The sequence below is a fragment of the Caballeronia sp. LjRoot31 genome, from assembly GCF_964253885.1.
GTDB lineage: Bacteria > Pseudomonadota > Gammaproteobacteria > Burkholderiales > Burkholderiaceae > Caballeronia.
In genome coordinates, this window is the sequence record NZ_CAXURX020000001.1 from 725,314 (window position 1) to 745,958 (window position 20,645).

The window sequence follows — 20,645 nt, forward strand, 5'->3', positions numbered from 1 at the left end:
GTAAAAGATGATGCGCAGCAAGAGCCGGTTCGGATCGAAGACCGGTCGCGATTCAAATCGTGACGCGGAGCAGGACGTAAAGGAAGATCCGGACGGCTCGAAGTCCATAAGCGACGAAGACGAAAGTCTCAGCGCCGAGGAAGGAGTCGACCGCTACGAACGAAGCAGCGATCGATACCGCGCAGCAGCAGGCGAACGCGTCGGTGTGGAGGGATCTGCTCCGGCGCGTCGTTCGTTTGGAAACAGCTTCTCGAAGGGCGGTGGAGTTTCCGGCGAGAAGAGCGGAAGCGGTGGGTTTAATAAGGGTGGCGGGTTTTCCAGCGGCAAGAGTGCTGGGAGTAGCAGTAGCGGTAACAGTAGCTTCGCCAGGAAAAGCAGCTTTGGGCGACCCGGCGGTTCAAGTTTGTCGTCTGGCAGCAGCAAGGCTGAGGCGATCGCCGCGAGTCTGCAGGAAGCGGGTGAAACCACACAGCAGGACAGCGAGCCGGTGTTCGAACGGTCGAGTGATCGTGCGTATCCGAAGCGTGGATCGTTCGGTGGTGGGGGGGCGGCGCGGTCATCTTTGAAGAGTGCGTCGGCAGAGGCCCCGGCTGAATACGAGCGATCGAGTGATCGCAGTAAATTTGGACGTGGCGGGTTATCGGGGCGCAAAGCAGCCGGTTCGACTACGCGTGGCAAATCTTTGCCTCAGCCTGTTGACGGCGTGGATGTTTTCGAACGGTCCACCGATCGACAAACCAGTCGTCGTAATTCGCCGAAGCCGGCAAAGCTCGCTGATGAGAACAGCGCCAAAATCGCCGACATTGCGGTTGCGCCGCAAGTCGACCATCAACAATTTGAACCCGCGCAGCCTGATTCGGCAACTGGATTGGACGCGGTCGATGCCGAGGAACGCTTAAAGCGCGCTCGGGCGGTCCTGGAACAGGCACAGTCACTTGTTCAATCACAGGCCGCTCCGGCAAAAGCTGCCCGGAAATCGCAATCGAAACCTGCAGTTATTTCTCCGGGCGTCGAGCGAGAAACAGGCATTGACGTAGCCGATCCATTCGAGTCCTTCGAACAGTGCGTGCCATCTGCAGCGGATGCAGTTAGCGAAAGCCAAAACGCCGAACCGGTTTATTCGCGCGGCTCTACCGGACGCGGAAAGTCATCGGCAACGGGCGATTCCAAGCGAAAGGGGCCGCAATTATCGTTACGCGGTCGTGCGCTGGGTTATTTATCGCGCCGTGAACATAGCCGCACGGAATTGTCGCGCAAGCTGACGCCGCATCTCGGCGAAGGCGATTCCCTCGATACCTTGCTCGACGCGCTTGAACAAGAAGGGTGGTTGTCGAATGAGCGATTTGTGGAGAGCGTTGTTCATCGGCGGGGCACTCGTCTTGGCACAAGCCGGATCGTGAATGAGTTGAAGCGCAACGGTATCGACGAAACGTTGATTCAGGACGCTGGCGCCGAGTTGAAGAAAACCGAACTCACTCGTGCTCGCGAGGTCTGGAGCAAGAAATTCGGCGAACCGCCGACGACGCCGGCCGAACGTGCGAAACAAGCGCGCTTTCTCGCCACGCGGGGATTCAACGGCGGGACGATCGTGAAAGTGCTGAAAGCTGGCGACGACGAATTTATCGATATCGACGAATAGGCGCCGGCGGAAATTTTGGCGCTACGACCCCAACCCCGGCGCTGAGCGAAATCCCCCACCGCGCGCGGCCCTATCGAAACAAACGCGAAACAAACCGCCGCACAAGTCTCCGCATTGCCCCTCAAGCTCCCCCGCGGCAACTTGGTCCGGCTGAAAATGCCCAGTATGGTAAAATTTTGGCGTTTTCCCATTCCGGCCTTCCTCTGCACATGCCGCTTTCTCCGCCCGTTTCCCGACAGTTGCGCCATCGCCGCGCGATTCGATTGGAAGCGTTTGAGCGTGAAGATGGCTTGTGGGATATCGAAGCCTGTCTAACCGATGAAAAGCCGCGCGACGTCAAACTCGCGGCGGGCGTCCGGCCTCAAGGCCTGCCGATCCATGAACTCTGGCTGCGCATCACTATCGACCGAACGTTCACTATCGTCGACGCCGAAGCGGCTTCCGAGTGGTCTCCGTATGCGGGGCTGTGCGCAGCATCGAACCCCGCTTACCGCGCGCTCATCGGCCTCAATCTTGTGCAAAATTTCCGTCGCGAATCCAGCCGTTTGCTGGCCGGAACGACCGGTTGCACGCACATCACTGAACTTTGCGCCGTGTTGCCCACAGCCGCCATCCAGGCATTCGCCGGCGAAGTGTGGAACACCGAAAAAGGCGGCGCGCCCGGCAAAGCATCGGATAGTTCAGCAAGCACAGCAGCAAACAAAGCAGCAGAAACCGACAAACCTCCATTCCAGCTTGGCCGTTGCAACGCGTTGCGTTTCGACGGTGAAGCCGTTCGGCAATATTATCCGCGCTGGTTCGGCCACGCGCCCCGTGGCGCGGCAGACCGGATAGTGGATCAGGACAACTCCAAAAAGGCCGGAAGCGAAGTGGAGCCGGCTCAGCGAAATTAATCGGAATTAGTCGACACTAATCGAAATTAGCAAGAGCAGGTTCCCAGAACTGGCCGACCAGGAAACATCAGCATGACTCCGGACGCGGATACTTTTGACGCCGGAAGCAACGCTCAACGTAATTCAAGCATTCCAAGCAATCCCTTAATCCACGTAATCGAAGTTCAATCCAACTCTCAGACTGAAGGAATCACGCATGAAGATTCACGAGTACCAGGGAAAGGAAATCCTGCGGAAGTTCGGCGTCGCGGTCCCGCGCGGCAAGCCCGTGTTCTCGGTGGACGATGCGGTCAAGGCCGCTGAAGAGCTGGGCGGCCCGGTATGGGTCGTCAAGGCTCAGATTCACGCTGGCGGTCGCGGTAAGGGCGGCGGCGTGAAGGTTGCAAAGACCCTGGAACAGGTTCGCGAATATTCGAACCAGATCCTCGGCATGCAACTCGTCACGCACCAGACCGGCCCTGAAGGCCAAAAGGTGAACCGCCTGCTGATCGAAGAAGGCGCGGACATCAAGAAGGAACTGTACATCGGCCTCGTGCTCGACCGTATCACGCAAAAAGTCGTGGTGATGGCATCGAGCGAAGGCGGCATGGACATCGAAGAAGTCGCGGAAAAGACGCCGGAACTGCTGCACAAGTTCGCCGTCGAGCCGGCGACGGGTCTGTTGGACAAAGACGCCGACGACCTCTCGCGCAAGATCGGCATTCCCGAAGGCTCGATCCCGCAAGCGCGCGCGATCCTGCAAGGCCTGTACAAGGCATTCTGGGAAACGGACGCATCGCTGGCGGAAATCAACCCGCTGATCGTCACCGGCGACGGCAAGGTGATCGCACTGGACGCCAAGTTCAACTTCGACGCCAACGCGCTGTTCCGTCACCCGGACATCGTCGCGTATCGCGATATCGACGAAGAAGATCCGGCTGAAGTGGAAGCGTCGAAGTTCGATCTGGCCTACATCTCGCTCGATGGCAACATCGGCTGCCTGGTGAACGGCGCCGGTCTGGCAATGGCCACCATGGACACGATCAAGCTGTTCGGCGGCGAGCCGGCCAACTTCCTCGACGTGGGCGGCGGCGCTACGACCGAGAAGGTCACGGAAGCCTTCAAGATCATGTTGAAGAACCCGAATCTCAAGGCAATCCTCGTGAACATCTTCGGCGGCATCATGCGCTGCGATGTGATCGCGGAAGGCGTGATCGAAGCGTCGAAGGCGGTGTCGCTGAAGGTGCCTCTGGTCGTGCGCATGAAGGGCACGAACGAAGATCTCGGCAAGAAGATGCTGGCGGATTCAGGCTTGCCGATCATCGCGGCCGACAGCATGGAAGAAGCTGCGCAGAAGGTTGTCGCAGCCGCCGAGGGCAAATAATCCGGGCTGTTGGTTGTTAAACCAGACACCGGATTACGAGCGTTCCACCAGATACGAAAGGCGGCGCCTTCCCGCCCGCCGCGCCTTGAAACAAGGCGCGCAGGCGAAAGGCGACGTCGACGAACAGAGGTCACACTATGTCGATTCTGATCAACAAAGACACCAAGGTCATCACCCAGGGTATTACCGGCAAGACCGGTCAGTTCCACACCCGCGCTTGCCGCGAGTATGCGAACGGCCGTGAAGCGTACGTTGCGGGCGTGAACCCGAAGCGCGCCGGCGAAGATTTCGAAGGCATCCCCATCTACGCAAGCGTCGCGGAAGCAAAGGCTGAAACGGGTGCAACCGTTTCGGTGATCTACGTGCCGCCGGCTGGCGCCGCTGCTGCAATCTGGGAAGCGGTCGAAGCTGACCTGGATCTCGCCATCTGCATCACGGAAGGCATTCCCGTGCGCGACATGCTCGAGATCAAGGACCGTATGCGTCGCGAAAATCGCAAGACGCTGCTGCTCGGACCGAATTGCCCGGGCACGATCACGCCGGACGAACTGAAGATCGGCATCATGCCGGGTCATATCCACCGTAAGGGCCGTATCGGCGTGGTGTCGCGTTCGGGCACGCTTACGTATGAAGCCGTCGGTCAGTTGACAGCTATTGGCCTTGGCCAGTCGTCGGCAGTGGGTATTGGCGGCGATCCGATCAACGGTCTGAAGCACATCGACGTCATGAAGATGTTCAACGACGATCCCGACACGGACGCCGTGATCATGATCGGCGAGATCGGTGGCCCGGACGAAGCGAACGCCGCTTACTGGATCAAGGACAACATGAAGAAGCCGGTGGTTGGCTTCATCGCGGGCGTCACGGCTCCGGCCGGCAAGCGCATGGGTCACGCGGGCGCGCTGATTTCGGGCGGCGCGGACACGGCCGATGCCAAGCTGGAAATCATGGAAGCATGCGGTATCACCGTCACGAAGAACCCGTCGGAAATGGCGCGTCTGTTGAAGGCGATGCTGTAAGGGTTAAGGAACGGCCGATCGACAGAAAACGCAGGGCTGCGGTATGCTTGCGTAAGCCTTTCGTAAAACGTCGGTTCTAAAAGCGGGGGAGCCAAGGCTTCCCCGCTTTTTTATTGCGCGTACTTTCTGTCGCTGTCGTTCATCGGTTCCTTCATGCTCGAATTCTTCGCCACGCTCCATTGGGGCGCTGTTCTACAGATTATCGTTATCGATATCCTCCTTGGCGGCGACAACGCCGTCGTCATTGCGCTCGCCTGCAGGAATTTGCCGCCGCAGCAACGCACGCGCGGCGTGCTGCTGGGTACGCTCGGGGCGATCGTGCTGCGGGTCGCGCTGATCTCGTTTGCCGTGCTGCTGCTCGATATCCCGTTCCTCAAGTTCGCGGGTGGCCTGATGTTGCTGTGGATCGGCGTGAAGTTGATGATGCCGGATCACAGCGACCCGAATATCAAGCCGACCGACCAGCTTTGGGCCGCGATCAAGACAATCATCGTGGCCGATGCCGTGATGAGTCTCGACAACGTGATTGCCGTGGCAGGTGCTGCGGAAGCTGCCGATCCGCAGCATCGGCTGGCGCTGGTTATTTTCGGCTTGCTGGTGAGCATTCCGCTGATTGTGTGGGGCAGTACGCTGGTGCTGAAGCTGCTCGACAAATTCCCGATTGTCATTGCGCTCGGCGCAGGTTTGCTCGGGTGGATCGCGGGCGGATTGATGATCGACGACCCGTTCTTCGACCGCTGGCCGGCGTTGAACGTGCTGGGCGCCGAGTACACGGCGCACGTGGCGGGCGCCGTGCTGGTGCTGGCCTTCGGCTGGTACTTTCGGCGGCGCGTGCTGGCGGCGGAATCGAAAGCCGCGCATTGATTTTGGGTTCGACCGTTGGCCGTCTGGCTGACTGTTGAGACCGGCTAGCGCTCAATAAGATCGAAGCGTCTGGATTGCATCACGCAACCAGGCGCTTTGTCTTTTTGGGAGTTCAGCGATGGCAGCAGCAATAACAGCAGCGGTGTGCAGGGTAGATGGTGCGGGTAGTGACGCGAGTAGCAGCAAAGCGTGGTTTCGAAGGCTGATTACGCGCGGCAAGATAAAGCGTTTCGGAATGGGCTTCACGTTGATCGAGTTGATGATCGTGCTCGCGATTGTCGGCGTGGTCGCGGCGTACGCCATTCCGGCTTATCAGGATTATCTGGCACGCAGCCGGGTGGGCGAGGGCTTGTCGCTGGCATCGTCGGCACGGTTGGCGGTGGCGGAAAATGCCGCGAGCGGCTCTGACCTGGGTGGCGGATATTCGTCGCCGCCGGGGACCCGGAACGTGGAGTCGATTCACGTCGACGATACCAATGGGCAAGTCACCATCGCGTTTTCCACGCGTGTGGCGCCGGCAGGATCGAATACGCTCGTGCTGGTACCGTCAACACCGGACAACGCCGAAACGCCGACGGCGCGTACCGTTCTGACGAAGGGCTCGGTACAGGCCGGATCGATCACGTGGGAATGTTTCGACGCCACGAAAACGGCGTCCTCCTTGCCGGCGCCGGGCGCGGGTCCGTCACCCTCGGAAGCACCAACATTACCGCCTAATCTCGCACCGCCGGAATGCCGGACTTAGCGAGTCGAAAGGCACTGAGCGAAGCTGAAAGGCTGTCCGCATGAAACCGTAATCGCGGTGCATCGTCGCCATGACGCTTGTGAGCGAGCACGCGGATTGCGGACAGCCTCGATGTTTCGCCTAAACCACCACGGAATTTTCAGGAATGGCGGCGATTTCGGCGCATTTCATGCCAGGTATCGCACAGCAAGGGTAATTTTTTGTATAGTGCGCCGGTTGCCGACGTTCCCGACCCCACATGCCTTCAAACATCGCGCGCTACCTTTCTCTTGCTGTCCTCTGTCTGGCACTGACGATCCCGTTCTCGGTCGTCAACCACACCTATCCCATTCCGACCTTCTATGCCGAGTTCAGCGCGCTTGCACTGTTCCTGATGCTTGGCGGGGGAATGGCGTTGACCGTGCGTTTGTCCGAACCGCGTGTGCCGTTCGCGACGCCGGTCATCGCGTTGATGCCACTTGTGCTCGGTTTGCTGCTCGTGGCGCAGACGGTGGTATTGCCGGTGTCGCAGCCGTCGATGAACTGGCTTGGCGGCGGCTATTTGCTGGCATCGTTTATCGCGGTGCATACGGGTTATGGCTTCGTGCGCGCGGGTCTGGGCGAGAAGGCGTTGCGCTGGGGCGCGGCGGCGTTGATCGTCGGTGGTTTGTTCGCCGTGTTCTGTCAGGTCGTGCAGTTGTTTCATATGGAGGCGAAGTTTTCGCCGTTCGTGGTGGCCTACAACGTTGCGATTGAACGGCGGCCGTTCGGCAACATGGCGCAGGCGAATCACCTTGCCACGTACATTGCGTTCGCGACGGCGGGTGCGCTGTATCTGGTGCAAACCCGACGCCTGCCGGTGATCATATGGCTCATCCTCTCCGCAATATTTTCGGCCGGCCTCGCGTTGACCGTGTCGCGTGGGCCATGGTTGCAGATGGGCGTGATCGTGCTCGCGGGATTCTGGATGGCCTTTATTCAGGGCCGTTCGACCGTGGCCGACGACCCGGATGGTCCCGACAGCCGCGCCGCTCGCAGCAAAACGCGCGCATGGCTGATTCCGATCGTGCTGCTCGTATTGTTCTTCGCCGTGAACGCAGCCATTCGCTGGGCGAACTTGCGTTTTCAGCTCGAACTTGGCCAATCGGCGGCGGAGCGGATGCAGGACGCGAACCAGATCGCGCCGCGGCTTGCGCTCTGGAAGTACGGCTGGACCATGTTCCTGACGCATCCGTTGCTGGGTGTTGGCTGGGGGGAGTTCCCGCTGCATCAGTTCGAGTTCGTGCGTGAGCTTGGCGGTGTGGAGATCGCGAACAATTCGCACGATATCTTTATCGACGTGCTGGCGAAAACCGGTCTGCTCGGCATGGCGATCGTGTTGTTCAGCGTGGTGTGCTGGCTTGTGCGAGTGCTGCGTGCACCGCATACGCCTGCGCGGATTTTCGCGCTGTCGCTGCTGGGCGTGCTGATGATGCATGCGCTGGTCGAGTATCCGCAGCAGTACATGTTCTATCTGATGCCCGCGATGCTGATTTTTGGCTTGCTGGAGACGCGGCCGTTGCGGTGGGTCTCGCGGTCGTTTTCTTATGGGTTGTATGTTGTGCTGGTGGTGCTCGGGCTCGCTTCGCTGTATCCCATCTTGCGCGATTACAACCGCTCGGAAGTGCTCTATTACGGTTCGCAGCCGGCTGAGCAGTATCGTGCGGATCCGTCGTTTCTGTTTGGCGCCTGGGGTGAGTATGGCGCTGCGACGTTGCTGCCGATGAACAGCCAGGACCTCGCCACCAAGCTCGTGATGCATCGTCAGGCGCTGGCGTTGTTGCCAGGGGAGACTGTATTGAGGCGCTATGCGGTGTTGCAGGCGCTGGCCGGACAGTCGCAGGACGCGCTCGATACCATCGCCCGGTTGAAGATATTCTCCACCGAGCTGCACGACTGGCCGCAACAACTGTCGGATGTTTATCAGTTACTCGACGATCAAGGTAAGCCGCTGGCCGGGTTCAAGGCCGAGTTGATGAAGAAGTATGGCGTGCCTACGCCGTCGACTACTGACGATGATAGTGATGACGACGATGATTGAGACGGCGGTTTGATCGCCGGCCTCGCTGCGGCCGAGCGTCTTGAAGTCGAAGAGATCGATTGCGGCTAAAAACAAAGGCAGTTCCGACGTGAAAGTTGGAACTGCCTTTTTCTCAGCTAAGCATTGTCGGTTTCCAATGCGGGTTACCAGGCAGCGATAGCGATTGACCAAGGATCTGTGCACGCGACCATATTCAGGCGCCCGTGATCAACTCCCCACCACCCAATCCCCCGATTTCCCGCCGTGCTTCTCCAGCACCTTCACATCGGTGATCGTCATCCCACGATCCACCGCTTTGCACATGTCATAAACCGTCAGCAGTCCCACCTGAACGGAGGTCAGCGCTTCCATCTCCACGCCTGTGCGCCCGACCGTTTCCACGCGTACTTCGCAAAACACGCCGGGCAGGTTTTCATCGATGGAAAAATCCACCGCCACCCGGGTCAATGCCAGCGGATGGCACAACGGAATCAGATCGGAGGTGCGTTTCGCGCCCTGAATCGCTGCGATGCGCGCGACGCCGAGCACATCGCCTTTTTTAGCCTTGCCGTCGCGGATCAACGCAAGCGTGGCCGGCAGCATGACGATCGAGCCGCGCGCGATGGCGACCCGACGCGTCTCGCTTTTGTCGCCGACATCGACCATGTGAGCTTCGCCAGAAGCGTCGAAATGTGTAAGTCCGGACATAACCTCTCCTTGCAACGGGCGCTCATCATAACAGCGGCACGCGGGTGATCCAGGCGCGCACACGCCGCTACGATAAGCCTTTCAAGTCGTTTTCGCTTTCGCTTTACAAGGCCGCCGCTTTCGCCGCCGGGCTGGTGACAAAGCCAAACTTGCCCGGCACATCGGCTCGATCGATACGCCCCAACGTCAGGTCGAGGCCAGCCGCGAAATGGAATACGCCGCCGTTATCATCGAGATCGGCGTGTGTGGAAAACAGATCGAGATCGTGATCGTGCAACGCGGCGACGCGTGGAGTACGGGGAGCGTCCGACGCATCGGCGCCATCTGAAAACAGCACGCCGCCTTCATCGTCGAGCCAAACCGCCGTCGGCTCAAACCGCCCACCCGCGTGATCGGTCAGCCGCAGCGCGCCAGCTGTCGCGCCATCCAGCGCGCCGTCAATTTCACTCAGCCGCACGATCCACGGCGTGTAACCCAATTCCACATACACGCGCTGCGGGCCGTTTTGAAAGAACCACTGACCGTCGGCATCGGCGGCGTAGTTGCGATTGATGAAGCCCAGCAACGCGTCGTGCCGGATGATATCGCCGGGAAGACCGGCCGCCTGCGTGGCGTCGTCGCGCATGCGCCACTGGCCGCGGCGATCAAGCAGCAGCCAGCCGGTGCAATGCGGGACGTTGGGCCATTTGGCCAGCGCCTGTTTGACAATCTCATCCATGCTCGGAATCCGTTTGGTGTGCCACGTGATGAACCTGATCCACGGGACGCACATAGGTTTGCAAATAGCCGAACACCCGCTGCGACAACCAGTCGATCCGCCCCGGAAACGGCCCGGTCATAAACCCGACGTGCCCACCATGCGCGGGTTGATCGAGCGTCACGGCCGCGGAAACTTCTGTCGCCGACGGCAACACCCGCCCAGGCAGGAACGGATCGTTGCGGGCGTTCAGAAGCAGCGTTGGAATCGCGATGCGCGGCAAATAGGGCCGCGTGGTGGCACGGGTCCAATAATCGTCGGTATCGCGGAAACCGTGGACCGGCGCGGTCACGGCGTTATCGAAGGCGTGCATGGTGCGGGCCGCGAGCATGGCGTCGCGGTCGAACAGGCCCGGATACTGGTCGAGTTTCGCCAGTGCCTTGCGCTTGAGCGTCTTGAGAAAGCTGCGCGTGTAGACCATGCCGAAACCCTGCGATATCGCGTGACCGCCGGCGTGGACGTCAAGCGGTGCGGAGATCGCGGCGGCGGCGTCGAGAATGGCGGCCGCATCCTGTTCCTGCTCGCACAACCAGCGCAGCAACACGTTGCCGCCCAGCGATACCCCCGCCGCGATCACCGGCCCGGCATGTTGCGCCTTTAACCGACGCAGAACCCAGTCGACTTCGGCGCTATCGGCGAGATGGTAGAAGCGCGGCAGGAGATTCATCGAGCCGCCGCAACTGCGGAAATGCGGCACGACGCCGAACCAGCCGCGCGCCTTCGCTTCGGCCATCAGCACGCGTGCATAGTGCGAGTCCGAGCTGCCTTCAAGTCCATGGAACAAGACAAAAAGCGGTGCGGCCGGGTCGGGAGGGGGATTCGTTCCTCGCGACGCCGCCGTGTGGCGGCCAGCACCATCGTGCGAGGGCGCGGTTTCATCGAACGATGTGGCGACTGCGTTTCGAAGCTCGCGCGGTGCAACAGGAGGCGAGGCGTTCGCGGTGGCAGCACTGGAATGAGCGTGTTTGCCACCTTCACCTTCACCATCGACGTCATAAGCCAGCCAGTCGAGATCGATGAAATCGCCGTCCGGGGTTGTCCATCGTTCCCGCCGGTATTTCACCGCCGGCCGCTGTGCGAACAACGCCGGCACGATAGTCTGCGCGTGCGCGGTGGGCAGCCATCTTGGCGCTCGATACAGCCATTCGGCCAGCGGTTCAAGCGTTGTTTGGCTCACTGCGTCGAGAGCGGCCGAAGCGGTCTGCTCAAGCGCAGACGAGGCATCCAGCGCCGGAGCGTTAGGAAGGAGATGAGCGTGATCGCGTTTCATGGCGCGTCTTCAAACAGGATGCAGGATGCGAACGGATGGCGACAGTCTGCCGATCAGTCTGGCCAGGCAATCGTCGAACCGCGGACGCCGGCTACCCTGCCCAGCGTACCCGCAAAACCGATGTCAATGCAGCGGACCTTGTCCATGTCGCATTTTTGCAGCAATTTGTCCTGCGGCTTCGTCTGGCATCGCACTAGCGTGGACATGTGCAATGCGCCATTCGCCACGTTCGTGGACCATCACATAGGTGCTGAACACCATGGTGGGTGAGCTGCCCGGTTCGACGGGCTGATGCGCTTCGGCGATGGCGTAGACCACGGTGCCGAGACTGTCGTATACGCGGATATCGAGCGGCTCGACCGTGACTGGCCGGTTCCCCAATTGTGTGGAAAGGCCCGCACGGATGCTGTCCAGGCCGCTCAGATGCGAGCCGTCCGCACAAATGAAGGTGGCGAATTCCTCGTCGATCCAGAGCGCCATGATGCTGTCGATATTGCTCTCCGCGACAGCCTGGTAATAGGCGTTGAGGGTATCGGCGGCGGCTTCGAATAGGCGGGCAAAACGTGGCATGGCTAGTGGGTCTCTAACGGTCGATGCATGGCGCCGGATGTTCTCGGACAGTGAGCGCCACGGTTCGGTCAAGTTTCAAAAGCATGCCCCGGCTTAGGGACATTGGCATGTCAGGAACCACGGACACCGCAAACGTTCCACCGATCGGGAATCGGCAGGACTCGGTCACGGCGCCGGTGATCATGACGTGGCAGACGGCTGCCCTGACGAAATCATGAAGCAGTCTTTGAAGCTGAAGCGGCGGCCCAGGCTTGCTCGATCAGCATGAGCCGTGGCGCCGAAGCCGCTTCAGCCCAACCCGTTTTAATGACGCTGCATCATCAACATGCCGCGTAGATCGCCGAAAACCTGCTCGGCGCCGAGTTCACGCAAACAGTTCAAATGACCCAGCGGACACTCGCGGGCAAAGCACGGACTGCATTCGAGGTGCAGCCATTGTACCTTTGCGAGATCGGAGAGTGGCGGTGTGTGGCGCGGGTCGGTCGAGCCGAACACGGCCACCAGCGGGCGGCGCAGCGCGGCGGCCACGTGCATCAGGCCGGAATCGTTGGTGACCACGGCGCTGGCTCGCGAGATCAGCGCGCAGGCTTCGCCGAGCGACGTCTGCCCGCACAGGTTACGCACGTTCGGCGCACGATCGGCAATGGCCTGTGCGATGGGTGAATCTTTCGGCGACCCGAGCGCGACAATCCGCGCATACGGAAACGACTGCGCGATGAACTGCGCGAGCGCCGCGAAATGCTCCGGCGGCCAGCGTTTTGCCGGACCGTATTCCGCACCCGGACAAAACACGACGAGCGGCGCGCGGGTATCGAGATTAAAGCGGGTGGAGACGCGCGCCGCTTCGTTCAGGTCGGCATCGAGCCGTGGTACCGGCATGGGAACCGTGGCGTTTTCCTGCAGCCACGGCAGCTTCGCGCCCGGCGCGTAGGCGAGGGCGGCGTACTGGCCCACCATGGGCGGACGTTGACCCTTGGCCGGATTCGCGTGCCGCACGTTCAGCAGGCCATAACGGCTTTCGCCCGTATAGCCGACCCGCAGATTGACGCCCGCCATCCACGGAATTAGCGCCGACTTGAACGAGTTCGGCAACACGTACGCGGCGTCGTAACCCACGTCGCGCAGATCGCTCGCGAGTTGCCAGCGACGCAGCATTTGCAGCTTGCCGTGGGCGAGATCGGTGGCGTAGACGTCGTGGATCTCGGGCATGCGTTCCAGCACGGGCGCGACCCAGGTGGGCGCGACAGCATCGATGACAATGCGCGGATGCAACTTCTTCAGCAGCGAAAACAGCGGCTGCGCCATCAATGCGTCACCAATCCAGTTCGGTGCGATAACCAACGCGCGACGCATCTATGTAAGTTCCAGTCTCAAAAATAACGCAGCTCACACCATGTGGGCGGGCGCGTTGTGGCAATGGGGTGAGGGCGCCCGGCATCCAGCGTGTCCGGCGTAGGGGCGCGGTGTTGTGCGTTCTTTCAAAACATGGAGTGCGGCCGGAGCGTTGTGTTCAACGGGATCGGCAGCAGCATGGCTGATTGCGGCACAGCATTGCTAGTGGCCGCGGAGACCAGGCGGGCGGCGCGGTTCAAACCGCACGCCGCTTGGTCTTCGCGAAGACGAAGATTCAATGACCCTTGATCGTTTCGCCGTCTTTCAGCTTGTAGCGCGTGCCGCAATACGGGCAACGTGCTTCGCCGTGGGAAATATCGAGGAAAACGCGCGGATGCGTGCTCCAGCGCGGCATGTTGGGGTTCGGGCAAAACGCCGGCACATCTTTCGCCGACAACTGGACCAGCGGCATTTCCTTCAGTTCGCTCATGAGGAATCTCGTTCGTTCTAGTCTGGGGACGCGGTGAATCGGGTCTTTCGAGTCCGGAATTCAAACCCGGAAACCCTGAAAACCCGCCTCACCGCCGCACGTCATGTGTCGGATTGCGCGTTAAGTTACTTCGTTGCGTTACTTAACCTGCGCAAGCCAATCGGCGTACTTTTCGTTCTTGCCGCTCACGATATCGAAGAAAGCGCTTTGCAGCTTTTCCGTAATCGGACCACGCTTGCCTTCGCCGATGGTGCGATTGTCCAACTCGCGGATCGGCGTGACTTCGGCGGCTGTGCCGGTGAAAAACGCTTCGTCGCAGGTGTAGACCTCGTCGCGGGTAATGCGCTTTTCAATCACCGGAATGCCGAAGTCCCGTGCCAGCGTGATGACCGTGTCACGCGTGATGCCGTCCAGGCACGAAGCCAGGTCTGGCGTGTACAGCTTGCCGTTGTTCACGAGGAAGAAGTTTTCGCCGGAGCCTTCGGAGACGTAGCCGTCGACGTCGAGCAGCAGCGCTTCGTCGTAACCGTCGGTGATGGCTTCCTGATTCGCGAGAATTGAATTCACGTACCAGCCTGACGCCTTCGCGCGGACCATGGCGACATTCACATGATGGCGCGTGAACGATGACGTCTTCACGCGGATGCCCTTCGCAATGCCGTCGTCGCCGAGATAGGCGCCCCACGGCCACGCTGCGATTGCCACGTGAATGGTGTTGCCTTTCGCCGATACCCCCAGTTTCTCCGATCCCACCCAGATGATCGGCCGGATGTAGCAGGATTCCAGCTTGTTCACGCCGACCACTTCGAGTTGCGCGGCTTCAAGCGTTGCGTGGTTGAACGGCACTTCCATCTGGAAGATCTTGGCGGAGTTGAGCAGGCGCTTGGTGTGGTCTTTCAGGCGGAAGATCGACGTGCCGTTGCCGGTTTTGTAGGCGCGCACGCCTTCAAAAACGCCCATGCCGTAGTGCAGCGTGTGGGTGAGCACGTGGATGTTGGCGTCGCGCCAGTCGATCAGCTTGCCATCCATCCAGATCTTGCCGTCGCGGTCGGCCATTGACATACGATTTCTCCTGGCGAGTAGTGTGCAGATGTTGAATGGGTCGCCCGTTTGCGCCAGCGTATTTCGTCGTCCGATTAACCGGCATGACGATGACGACGAGCCTTCTGCGCCTTGTTCCGGTCCGTGGCGCCTGTTCGGAAACAGCACGCGCGGCATGGGATTTCAGCGCAAAACCGGCAAGCGGCTGGGCGACCAAAGACCGTCATTTTAGCGTCTTTTCGATTAAAAAATGGGCGCTATCGGCCATTTGGCGCCTTTCACGACGCTATAATTTGCCTTTCATCGTCACGCGATGTGCTCAGGGTGCAGCCAACGTTGCGGTTCGAAAGCAAACCGTGAGGAAACGCACGAAAGCCCGCCGTTCGGATCGGTTGGCTTGATAGAGCGTCAGACTGGGCGTGATTCAAGGCCCGGCGCGGCGGTTTCGGGTCGTGTTTTGGGTTGTTTTAAACAGCAATTCAGGCTCGATCCGCAGCGGGTCTGCGGCAATCATCCGGCCGGCTGCCCGTTCTTCGCCGCATCCGTTGGATCCGCCGCTCAACCGCACAAGCACACCACGCCTCGCACCCATCTCCATGTTCGACCGGCTGTCAGACCTGAACCGACGCGCGTTTCTCGATGGCGTCAAAACCCTCTCTCCGGCGGTTCCGGCCACGTTCTCGTGGGGTCTCGTCACCGGCATTGCGATGGCCAAGTCCGTGCTGACCGTGCCGCAAGCACTCGGGATGTCGCTCGCGGCCTATGCCGGATCGTCGCAACTGGCCGTGCTGCCGTTGTTCGCCGCGAAGCTGCCGCTCTGGACCATCCTGCTGACCGCTGCCATGGTCAATCTGCGGTTCGTCATTTTCAGCGCGGGGCTTGCGCCTCATTTCGCCTATTTGCCGTTGCGCCGCCGGCTGGTGCTCGGTTATTTCAATGGCGACATCATTTACCTGATGTTCCAGAAGCGTAATTTCCCAACCGGCTATCAGCCCGGCAAGGAGGCGTTTTTCTGGGGCATGGCGGCGACGAGCTGGTCCTCGTGGCAAGTGTCATCCATAGTGGGAATTCTGCTCGCGAGCCTTTTCCCCGATAACTGGGGCCTCGAACTCGCCGGCACGCTTGCGCTGATTCCGCTGATTGTCTCGGCTATCGCCACGCGCTCGACGCTGGCGGCCGTTGGCGTGGCGAGCGTGATCGCGTTGATTGCGCTGGACCTGCCGTACCGGCTTTCATTACCGCTGGCCGTGGCGGCGGCCCTGCTCGCCGGAACGTTTGTCGATGTCATGGCGGAGAAGCTGGGCCGCAAAACCAGCGGCGCGCCAAGGCGTGTGGAAAACTCCGCGCCCCGTCTCATCGACGCCGAGCCATTGAGCCCGTCATTCGATCCTTCATTCGATATCCAGCCATCCGATCTCGACAAATCACCGGTCGGCCCCAAGGGCGCCCGGAGCGTCCGATGAGCGCGGCGCAAGTCTGGCTGGCCATAGCCGGCATGGCGCTGATCACGGGCATCACGCGCGCGCTGTTCCTGATGGGCGGCGAGCGCATGATCCTGCCGGAGCGCGTGCAGCGCGCGCTGCGCTACGCGCCGGCTGCGGCGCTGGTTGCGGTCGTCGTGCCCGACCTTCTGACTACGCCGACCGGCCTGTCGATCTCTTTCTCGAATCACGCGCTCTACGCTTCCCTGTGCGGTCTCGCCTGGTTTCTCTGGCGCCGCGGCATGCTGGGGACGATTGTCGTCGGCATGATTGTCTTCACGGTGTTGCGGCTGTTCGCTTGACGCTGGTTTTGCTGCGGTGCGTCATCCAAGCCATCGCAAACTCGCCGATCCCGAATCCTGGGGATTTGCGTTTCCTGCGTCGGACGGGCATGGGTATCGGTTAAAATGGTGATCTCGCTGTCGTATCGAATGAGGTCGAAACGTGTATCCGGCAGTCACCGCACACCAGCTTCACTCGCTCCATTCTCTGCTGCAACGCCTCGTCGCCTGGGTATCCAGGTCGCCGGCGAAAGGCGCGGCACGCCTCGTTTTATTGTCCCTTACCTGTTCGAATCCTCCGCTTGGTGCTGGTCGCCTTGCGATGTTGCGCGCACGCCGACTTATCGCCGGGATGGTTTTGAGCACTTCAATTTCCCCGTAGCGACCTGTGTGAGCCCGCTGGCATAAATCCACGGCGCGCAGATTCAACTCGCCCGAACCGCTTTCCAATTACTCGCTCACCCGCTGACTCCCATGACGAAAGTATTGCGTTTCACCGATCTGATCGCCGAAGGCAAAGTGTCCGGCAAACGTGTTTTCATCCGAGCCGACCTCAACGTCCCGCAGGACGATCAGGGCAACATCACCGAAGACACCCGCGTGCGCGCCTCGGTGCCGGCCATTCAGCAAGCGCTGGCAGCGGGCGCCGCCGTGATGGTCACGTCCCATCTCGGCCGCCCGACGGAAGGGCAATTCAAGCCTGAAGACTCGCTTGCGCCCGTGGCCAGGCGCCTTAGCGAACTGCTTGGCCGCGATGTGCCGCTGATCGCAGATTGGGTTGACGGCGTGCAGGTGCAGCCGGGTCAGGTCGTGCTGCTCGAAAACTGCCGCTGCAACAAGGGTGAGAAGAAGAACGACGACGCGTTGTCACAGAAGCTCGCCAAACTCTGCGATATCTACGTGAACGACGCGTTCGGCACCGCGCATCGTGCGGAAGCGACCACGCATGGCATTGCGAAATACGCACCCGTGGCGTGCGCCGGTCCGCTGCTTGCCGCTGAACTGGATGCATTGGGCAAGGCGCTCGGCGAGCCGAAGCGCCCGCTGGTCGCCATTGTCGCGGGATCGAAGGTATCGACGAAACTGACCATCCTGAAGTCGTTGGCCGAGAAAGTGGACCAGTTGATCGTGGGCGGCGGGATTGCCAATACGTTCATGCTCGCGTCGGGGTTGAACATCGGCAAGTCGCTGGCGGAGAAGGATCTCGTCGATGAAGCCAAGACCATCATCAGCGAAGCGCGGGCGCGTGGGGCGTCGGTCCCCATTCCTAGCGACGTCGTGACTGCGAAGGAATTCGCCGCGACTGCCAAGGCTGAAACGAAAGCCGTGGACCAGGTGCAGGACGACGACCTGATTCTCGATATCGGCCCGGACACCGCCAAGGCGCTTGCCGCGCAGTTGGAGAAGGCGGGCACGATCGTGTGGAACGGGCCGGTCGGCGTGTTCGAATTCGACCAGTTCGGCAATGGCACGAAGACATTGGCGGATGCGATTGCCAAGTCATCGGCATTCTCGATTGCAGGTGGCGGCGACACGCTCGCGGCCATCCAGAAGTACGGCATCCACGACAAAATCAGCTATATATCGACTGGCGGCGGCGCGTTCCTGGAGTTTTTGGAAGGCAAGACGTTGCCGGCGGTGGAAGTACTCGAATCGCGGGCCTGAGCCCATGAAACGAGCCACGTCGAAGAGCAATCGTCCTGAATCCGTAGTTGCTGAAGTTGCTGCAGATAAAGAAGAGTTGGCTGCTGACGCTGGTTTATCAGTGGCGGCCGAAATTGGTTCGAGGGTGGCGGTCGGGGTGAAACCTGACCCCGGCCCCGCTCGCGCACCGGCCAAGTCGAAGCGTTCCGCTGCGGCGCCGGCCCGGCGTGGTTCGAATTTAAAGCGGGAAGTAAGGAAGGAAACCGCGGTCATGATTGGTGGCGCGAGTGCGTCGCTGATTCCGGTCGCCGGACAGATATCGAATAGCTATCACAAAGCGACGCCGGCCCGAGCCGGCGCGCGTTCGCAGGCGGAGACATCTTCATCCCCGTCGGCACACCGTACTCGCAGCGCTGTTTCAGGCGATACCACCCAGACGAGGAATTCCATGCATCGCGCTACAAAGATTGTCGCCACTATCGGCCCCGCTTCCAGCACTCCTGAGATCCTGCTGCAAATGATGCAGGCCGGTCTCGACGTGGTCCGTTTCAACTTTTCGCACGGCACGGCCGACGATCATCGCCAGCGCGCGCAATACGTTCGCGACGCCGCCAAGCAATGTGGCCGTGAAGTGGCGTTGATGGCTGATTTGCAAGGCCCGAAGATTCGCGTGGGCAAGTTTGAAAACGGCAAGATCACGTTGATTGCGGGCAATTCGTTCATCCTCGATGCGCGTTGTGAGCTGGGCAATGATGAACGTGTTGGCCTGGATTACCCGGATTTGCCGCGCGACTTGCGGGCGGGCGACATCCTGTTGCTGAACGACGGGCTGATCGTGCTCGACGTGGTCCGTGTGATTGGCGAAGAGATCCATACCACGGTGAAAGTGGGCGGTGATCTTTCGAACAACAAGGGCATCAACCGGCAGGGCGGCGGCCTGACGGCGCCGGCGTTGACCGAGAAGGACATGGAGGACATCAAGACGGCCATGTCGCTTGGTGCGGATTTTGTGGCGGTATCGTTTCCGAAGAACGCCACGGACATGGAGATGGCGCGGCAACTGGCGAACATCGCGGGTGCGCCTTATGGCATCAAGCCGAAGATGATCGCGAAGATCGAGCGTGCGGAAGCCATTCCGGCGTTGCAGGGCATTCTTGATGCGTCGGACGGCATCATGGTGGCGCGTGGAGATCTGGCGGTGGAAGTGGGTAATGCGGCTGTGCCGGCGTTGCAGAAGCGGATGATCCGGATGGCGCGCGAGTCGAACAAGTTTGTGATTACGGCTACGCAGATGATGGAGTCGATGATCTATGCGCCGGTGCCCACGCGAGCTGAAGTTTCTGATGTCGCGAATGCGGTGCTGGACGGGACGGATGCGGTGATGTTGTCGGCGGAGACGGCGGCGGGTAAGTATCCGGTGACGACCATCGAGACGATGGCGGCCATTTGCCTCGAAGCTGAGAAGTCTGAGCAGAGCGAGCTTGACAAGGATTTCCTTGATCGCACGTTCACGCGGATTGATCAATCCATTGCGATGGGTGCGTTGTTCACGGCTTACCACTTGGGTGCGAAGGCGATTGTTGCTTTGACCGAGTCGGGGGCGACGGCGTTGTGGATGTCGCGGCATTGGTCGCATGTGCCCATTTTTGCGCTGACGCCGCGGATTGGCAGTGAGCGGACGATGGCGCTTTATCGGAATGTCACGTCGTTGCACTTGGATACGAACACCGATCGCGATGTTGCGCTTCAGCAGGCGCTGGAGGTGGTGGTGTCGAAGGGGTATGCCGCTCGCGGCGATATGGTCGTGTTGACTGTTGGTGAGCCGATGGGGCAAGCCGGCGGGACTAACGCGATGAAGATCGTGCGGGTGGGAGATCCGTTTTAATTTCGTTCGCACTGGTTGGTTCGTTCGCACTGTTTGGTTCGTTCGCACCGGTGGACGGTTTTTGGGATTGGTCGGGTTTGGGGTGGATGCTGGCGGGGGAAGTTCCGGGGTTGGCGGTCGGGGTTGATGCCGGGTTGGTGCTTTCAGTGTTAGTGGTCAGGGGTCTATGCCGGGTTGGTGTCTTTCGGCGTTAGTGGTCTGCGAGAGTCGGATTTTCTCTTTATCACTGTTAGCCACTGTGCGTGGCGGCACGTCATTTCTTTGTCCAAAGCGACAAAGAAACGAAGCAAAGAAAACGCTTTCAAACCGCGCTACCCTAAGTGTCCACAGCGTGCAGTTTTGATTCATAGGTGCCCCAAAAGCACGGTGCTCGCCAGAGCGGAGGATGTGTGAACCCCTCCTTCTCGCGAATCCTGACACGAACACGCTTCGCCCCGTACGCTCTCGGGCAAGCACCATTGCTAAGGAACCCGCACGGCCTTACAGGTATTTACGGCTGCGGTTTTTTGACAGGTTAGCTACCTGGTCTGTGCGACCGTATTCATAGGCCACAGCTTGATGCGTGTTTGTGTTTACTGCTTCAGTTTTTGTGAATTGGCTGCGCGTTCTGTACGGCTATTTTCGT

Annotated in this window: 19 protein-coding genes; 12 read left to right on the forward strand and 7 right to left on the reverse strand. The window is 60.3% G+C overall.

Features of this window, described 5'->3' with window-relative positions:
- Positions 1-7 precede the first annotated feature (7 nt).
- From recX to ACSQ8V_RS03080, 7 genes are all read left to right on the forward strand, one after another.
- Positions 8-1,639 (forward strand): recombination regulator RecX, encoded by a 1,632-nt coding sequence (gene recX, locus ACSQ8V_RS03050; protein ID WP_436204858.1) that lies wholly within the window; start codon positions 8-10, stop codon positions 1,637-1,639.
- 209 nt (positions 1,640-1,848) lie between these two features.
- Positions 1,849-2,532 carry a DUF2889 domain-containing protein gene (locus tag ACSQ8V_RS03055; protein WP_436204859.1) on the forward strand — a complete coding sequence of 228 codons (684 nt, stop codon included), beginning with the start codon at positions 1,849-1,851 and terminating at the stop codon, positions 2,530-2,532.
- Between the two features lie 181 nt (positions 2,533-2,713).
- Positions 2,714-3,895, forward strand: coding sequence for an ADP-forming succinate--CoA ligase subunit beta (sucC, locus tag ACSQ8V_RS03060; RefSeq protein ID WP_436206578.1), 1,182 nt, complete (start codon positions 2,714-2,716; stop codon positions 3,893-3,895).
- 137 nt (positions 3,896-4,032) lie between these two features.
- Positions 4,033-4,914, forward strand: coding sequence for a succinate--CoA ligase subunit alpha (gene sucD, locus ACSQ8V_RS03065; RefSeq protein WP_031359567.1), 882 nt, complete (start codon positions 4,033-4,035; stop codon positions 4,912-4,914).
- 153 nt (positions 4,915-5,067) lie between these two features.
- Positions 5,068-5,778, forward strand: a complete 711-nt coding sequence (locus tag ACSQ8V_RS03070) for a TerC family protein (RefSeq protein WP_213767629.1) — start codon at positions 5,068-5,070, stop codon at positions 5,776-5,778.
- A 118-nt stretch (positions 5,779-5,896) separates the two neighbouring features.
- Complete coding sequence (locus tag ACSQ8V_RS03075; protein ID WP_436204860.1) at positions 5,897-6,523, forward strand: pilin; 627 nt, start codon at positions 5,897-5,899, stop codon at positions 6,521-6,523.
- 238 nt (positions 6,524-6,761) lie between these two features.
- Positions 6,762-8,582: a PglL family O-oligosaccharyltransferase gene (locus ACSQ8V_RS03080; protein ID WP_436180846.1), complete on the forward strand. Its 1,821-nt coding sequence runs from the start codon at positions 6,762-6,764 to the stop codon at positions 8,580-8,582.
- A gap of 207 nt (positions 8,583-8,789) precedes the next feature.
- On the opposite strand, the gene moaC is transcribed toward ACSQ8V_RS03080, so the two are convergent.
- The 7 genes from moaC to ACSQ8V_RS03115 all read right to left on the reverse strand — a co-directional run bounded on the left by moaC (position 8,790) and on the right by ACSQ8V_RS03115 (position 14,750).
- Positions 8,790-9,269 carry a cyclic pyranopterin monophosphate synthase MoaC gene (moaC, locus tag ACSQ8V_RS03085; RefSeq protein WP_436204861.1) on the reverse strand — a complete coding sequence of 160 codons (480 nt, stop codon included), beginning with the start codon at positions 9,267-9,269 and terminating at the stop codon, positions 8,790-8,792.
- Positions 9,270-9,372: 103 nt separating this feature from the next.
- Positions 9,373-9,987 carry a DUF2946 family protein gene (locus ACSQ8V_RS03090; protein ID WP_436180847.1) on the reverse strand — a complete coding sequence of 205 codons (615 nt, stop codon included), beginning with the start codon at positions 9,985-9,987 and terminating at the stop codon, positions 9,373-9,375.
- Positions 9,980-11,296, reverse strand: a complete 1,317-nt coding sequence (locus tag ACSQ8V_RS03095) for a YheT family hydrolase (protein WP_436204862.1) — start codon at positions 11,294-11,296, stop codon at positions 9,980-9,982. The genes ACSQ8V_RS03090 and ACSQ8V_RS03095 overlap by 8 nt, the downstream gene beginning before the upstream one ends.
- A 123-nt stretch (positions 11,297-11,419) precedes the next feature.
- Positions 11,420-11,866, reverse strand: a complete 447-nt coding sequence (locus tag ACSQ8V_RS03100; protein WP_436180849.1) for a nuclear transport factor 2 family protein — start codon at positions 11,864-11,866, stop codon at positions 11,420-11,422.
- Between the two features lie 303 nt (positions 11,867-12,169).
- Positions 12,170-13,219 carry a lipopolysaccharide heptosyltransferase II gene (waaF, locus tag ACSQ8V_RS03105; RefSeq protein ID WP_213767634.1) on the reverse strand — a complete coding sequence of 350 codons (1,050 nt, stop codon included), beginning with the start codon at positions 13,217-13,219 and terminating at the stop codon, positions 12,170-12,172.
- A gap of 274 nt (positions 13,220-13,493) precedes the next feature.
- The gene (locus ACSQ8V_RS03110; RefSeq protein ID WP_047895834.1) at positions 13,494-13,688 is read right to left on the reverse strand and encodes a zinc-finger domain-containing protein; all 195 of its coding nucleotides are present in this window, start codon (positions 13,686-13,688) and stop codon (positions 13,494-13,496) included.
- 138 nt (positions 13,689-13,826) lie between these two features.
- Complete coding sequence (locus ACSQ8V_RS03115) at positions 13,827-14,750, reverse strand: branched-chain amino acid transaminase (protein WP_436204863.1); 924 nt, start codon at positions 14,748-14,750, stop codon at positions 13,827-13,829.
- 83 nt (positions 14,751-14,833) lie between these two features.
- Here ACSQ8V_RS03115 and ACSQ8V_RS03120 point away from each other — a divergent pair, with 83 nt between their 5' ends.
- The 5 genes from ACSQ8V_RS03120 (at position 14,834) to pyk (ending at position 20,020) form a co-directional block, all read left to right on the forward strand.
- Complete coding sequence (locus tag ACSQ8V_RS03120) at positions 14,834-15,130, forward strand: hypothetical protein (RefSeq protein WP_436204864.1); 297 nt, start codon at positions 14,834-14,836, stop codon at positions 15,128-15,130.
- Positions 15,131-15,325: 195 nt separating this feature from the next.
- Positions 15,326-16,192 carry an AzlC family ABC transporter permease gene (locus ACSQ8V_RS03125; protein ID WP_436204865.1) on the forward strand — a complete coding sequence of 289 codons (867 nt, stop codon included), beginning with the start codon at positions 15,326-15,328 and terminating at the stop codon, positions 16,190-16,192.
- Complete coding sequence (locus ACSQ8V_RS03130; protein WP_213767637.1) at positions 16,189-16,512, forward strand: AzlD domain-containing protein; 324 nt, start codon at positions 16,189-16,191, stop codon at positions 16,510-16,512. Before ACSQ8V_RS03125 ends, ACSQ8V_RS03130 begins: the two co-directional genes overlap by 4 nt.
- Before the next feature lie 453 nt (positions 16,513-16,965).
- Positions 16,966-18,156, forward strand: coding sequence for a phosphoglycerate kinase (locus tag ACSQ8V_RS03135; RefSeq protein WP_436204866.1), 1,191 nt, complete (start codon positions 16,966-16,968; stop codon positions 18,154-18,156).
- 427 nt (positions 18,157-18,583) lie between these two features.
- Positions 18,584-20,020, forward strand: coding sequence for a pyruvate kinase (gene pyk, locus ACSQ8V_RS03140; protein ID WP_213767647.1), 1,437 nt, complete (start codon positions 18,584-18,586; stop codon positions 20,018-20,020).
- Positions 20,021-20,645: the final 625 nt, after the last annotated feature.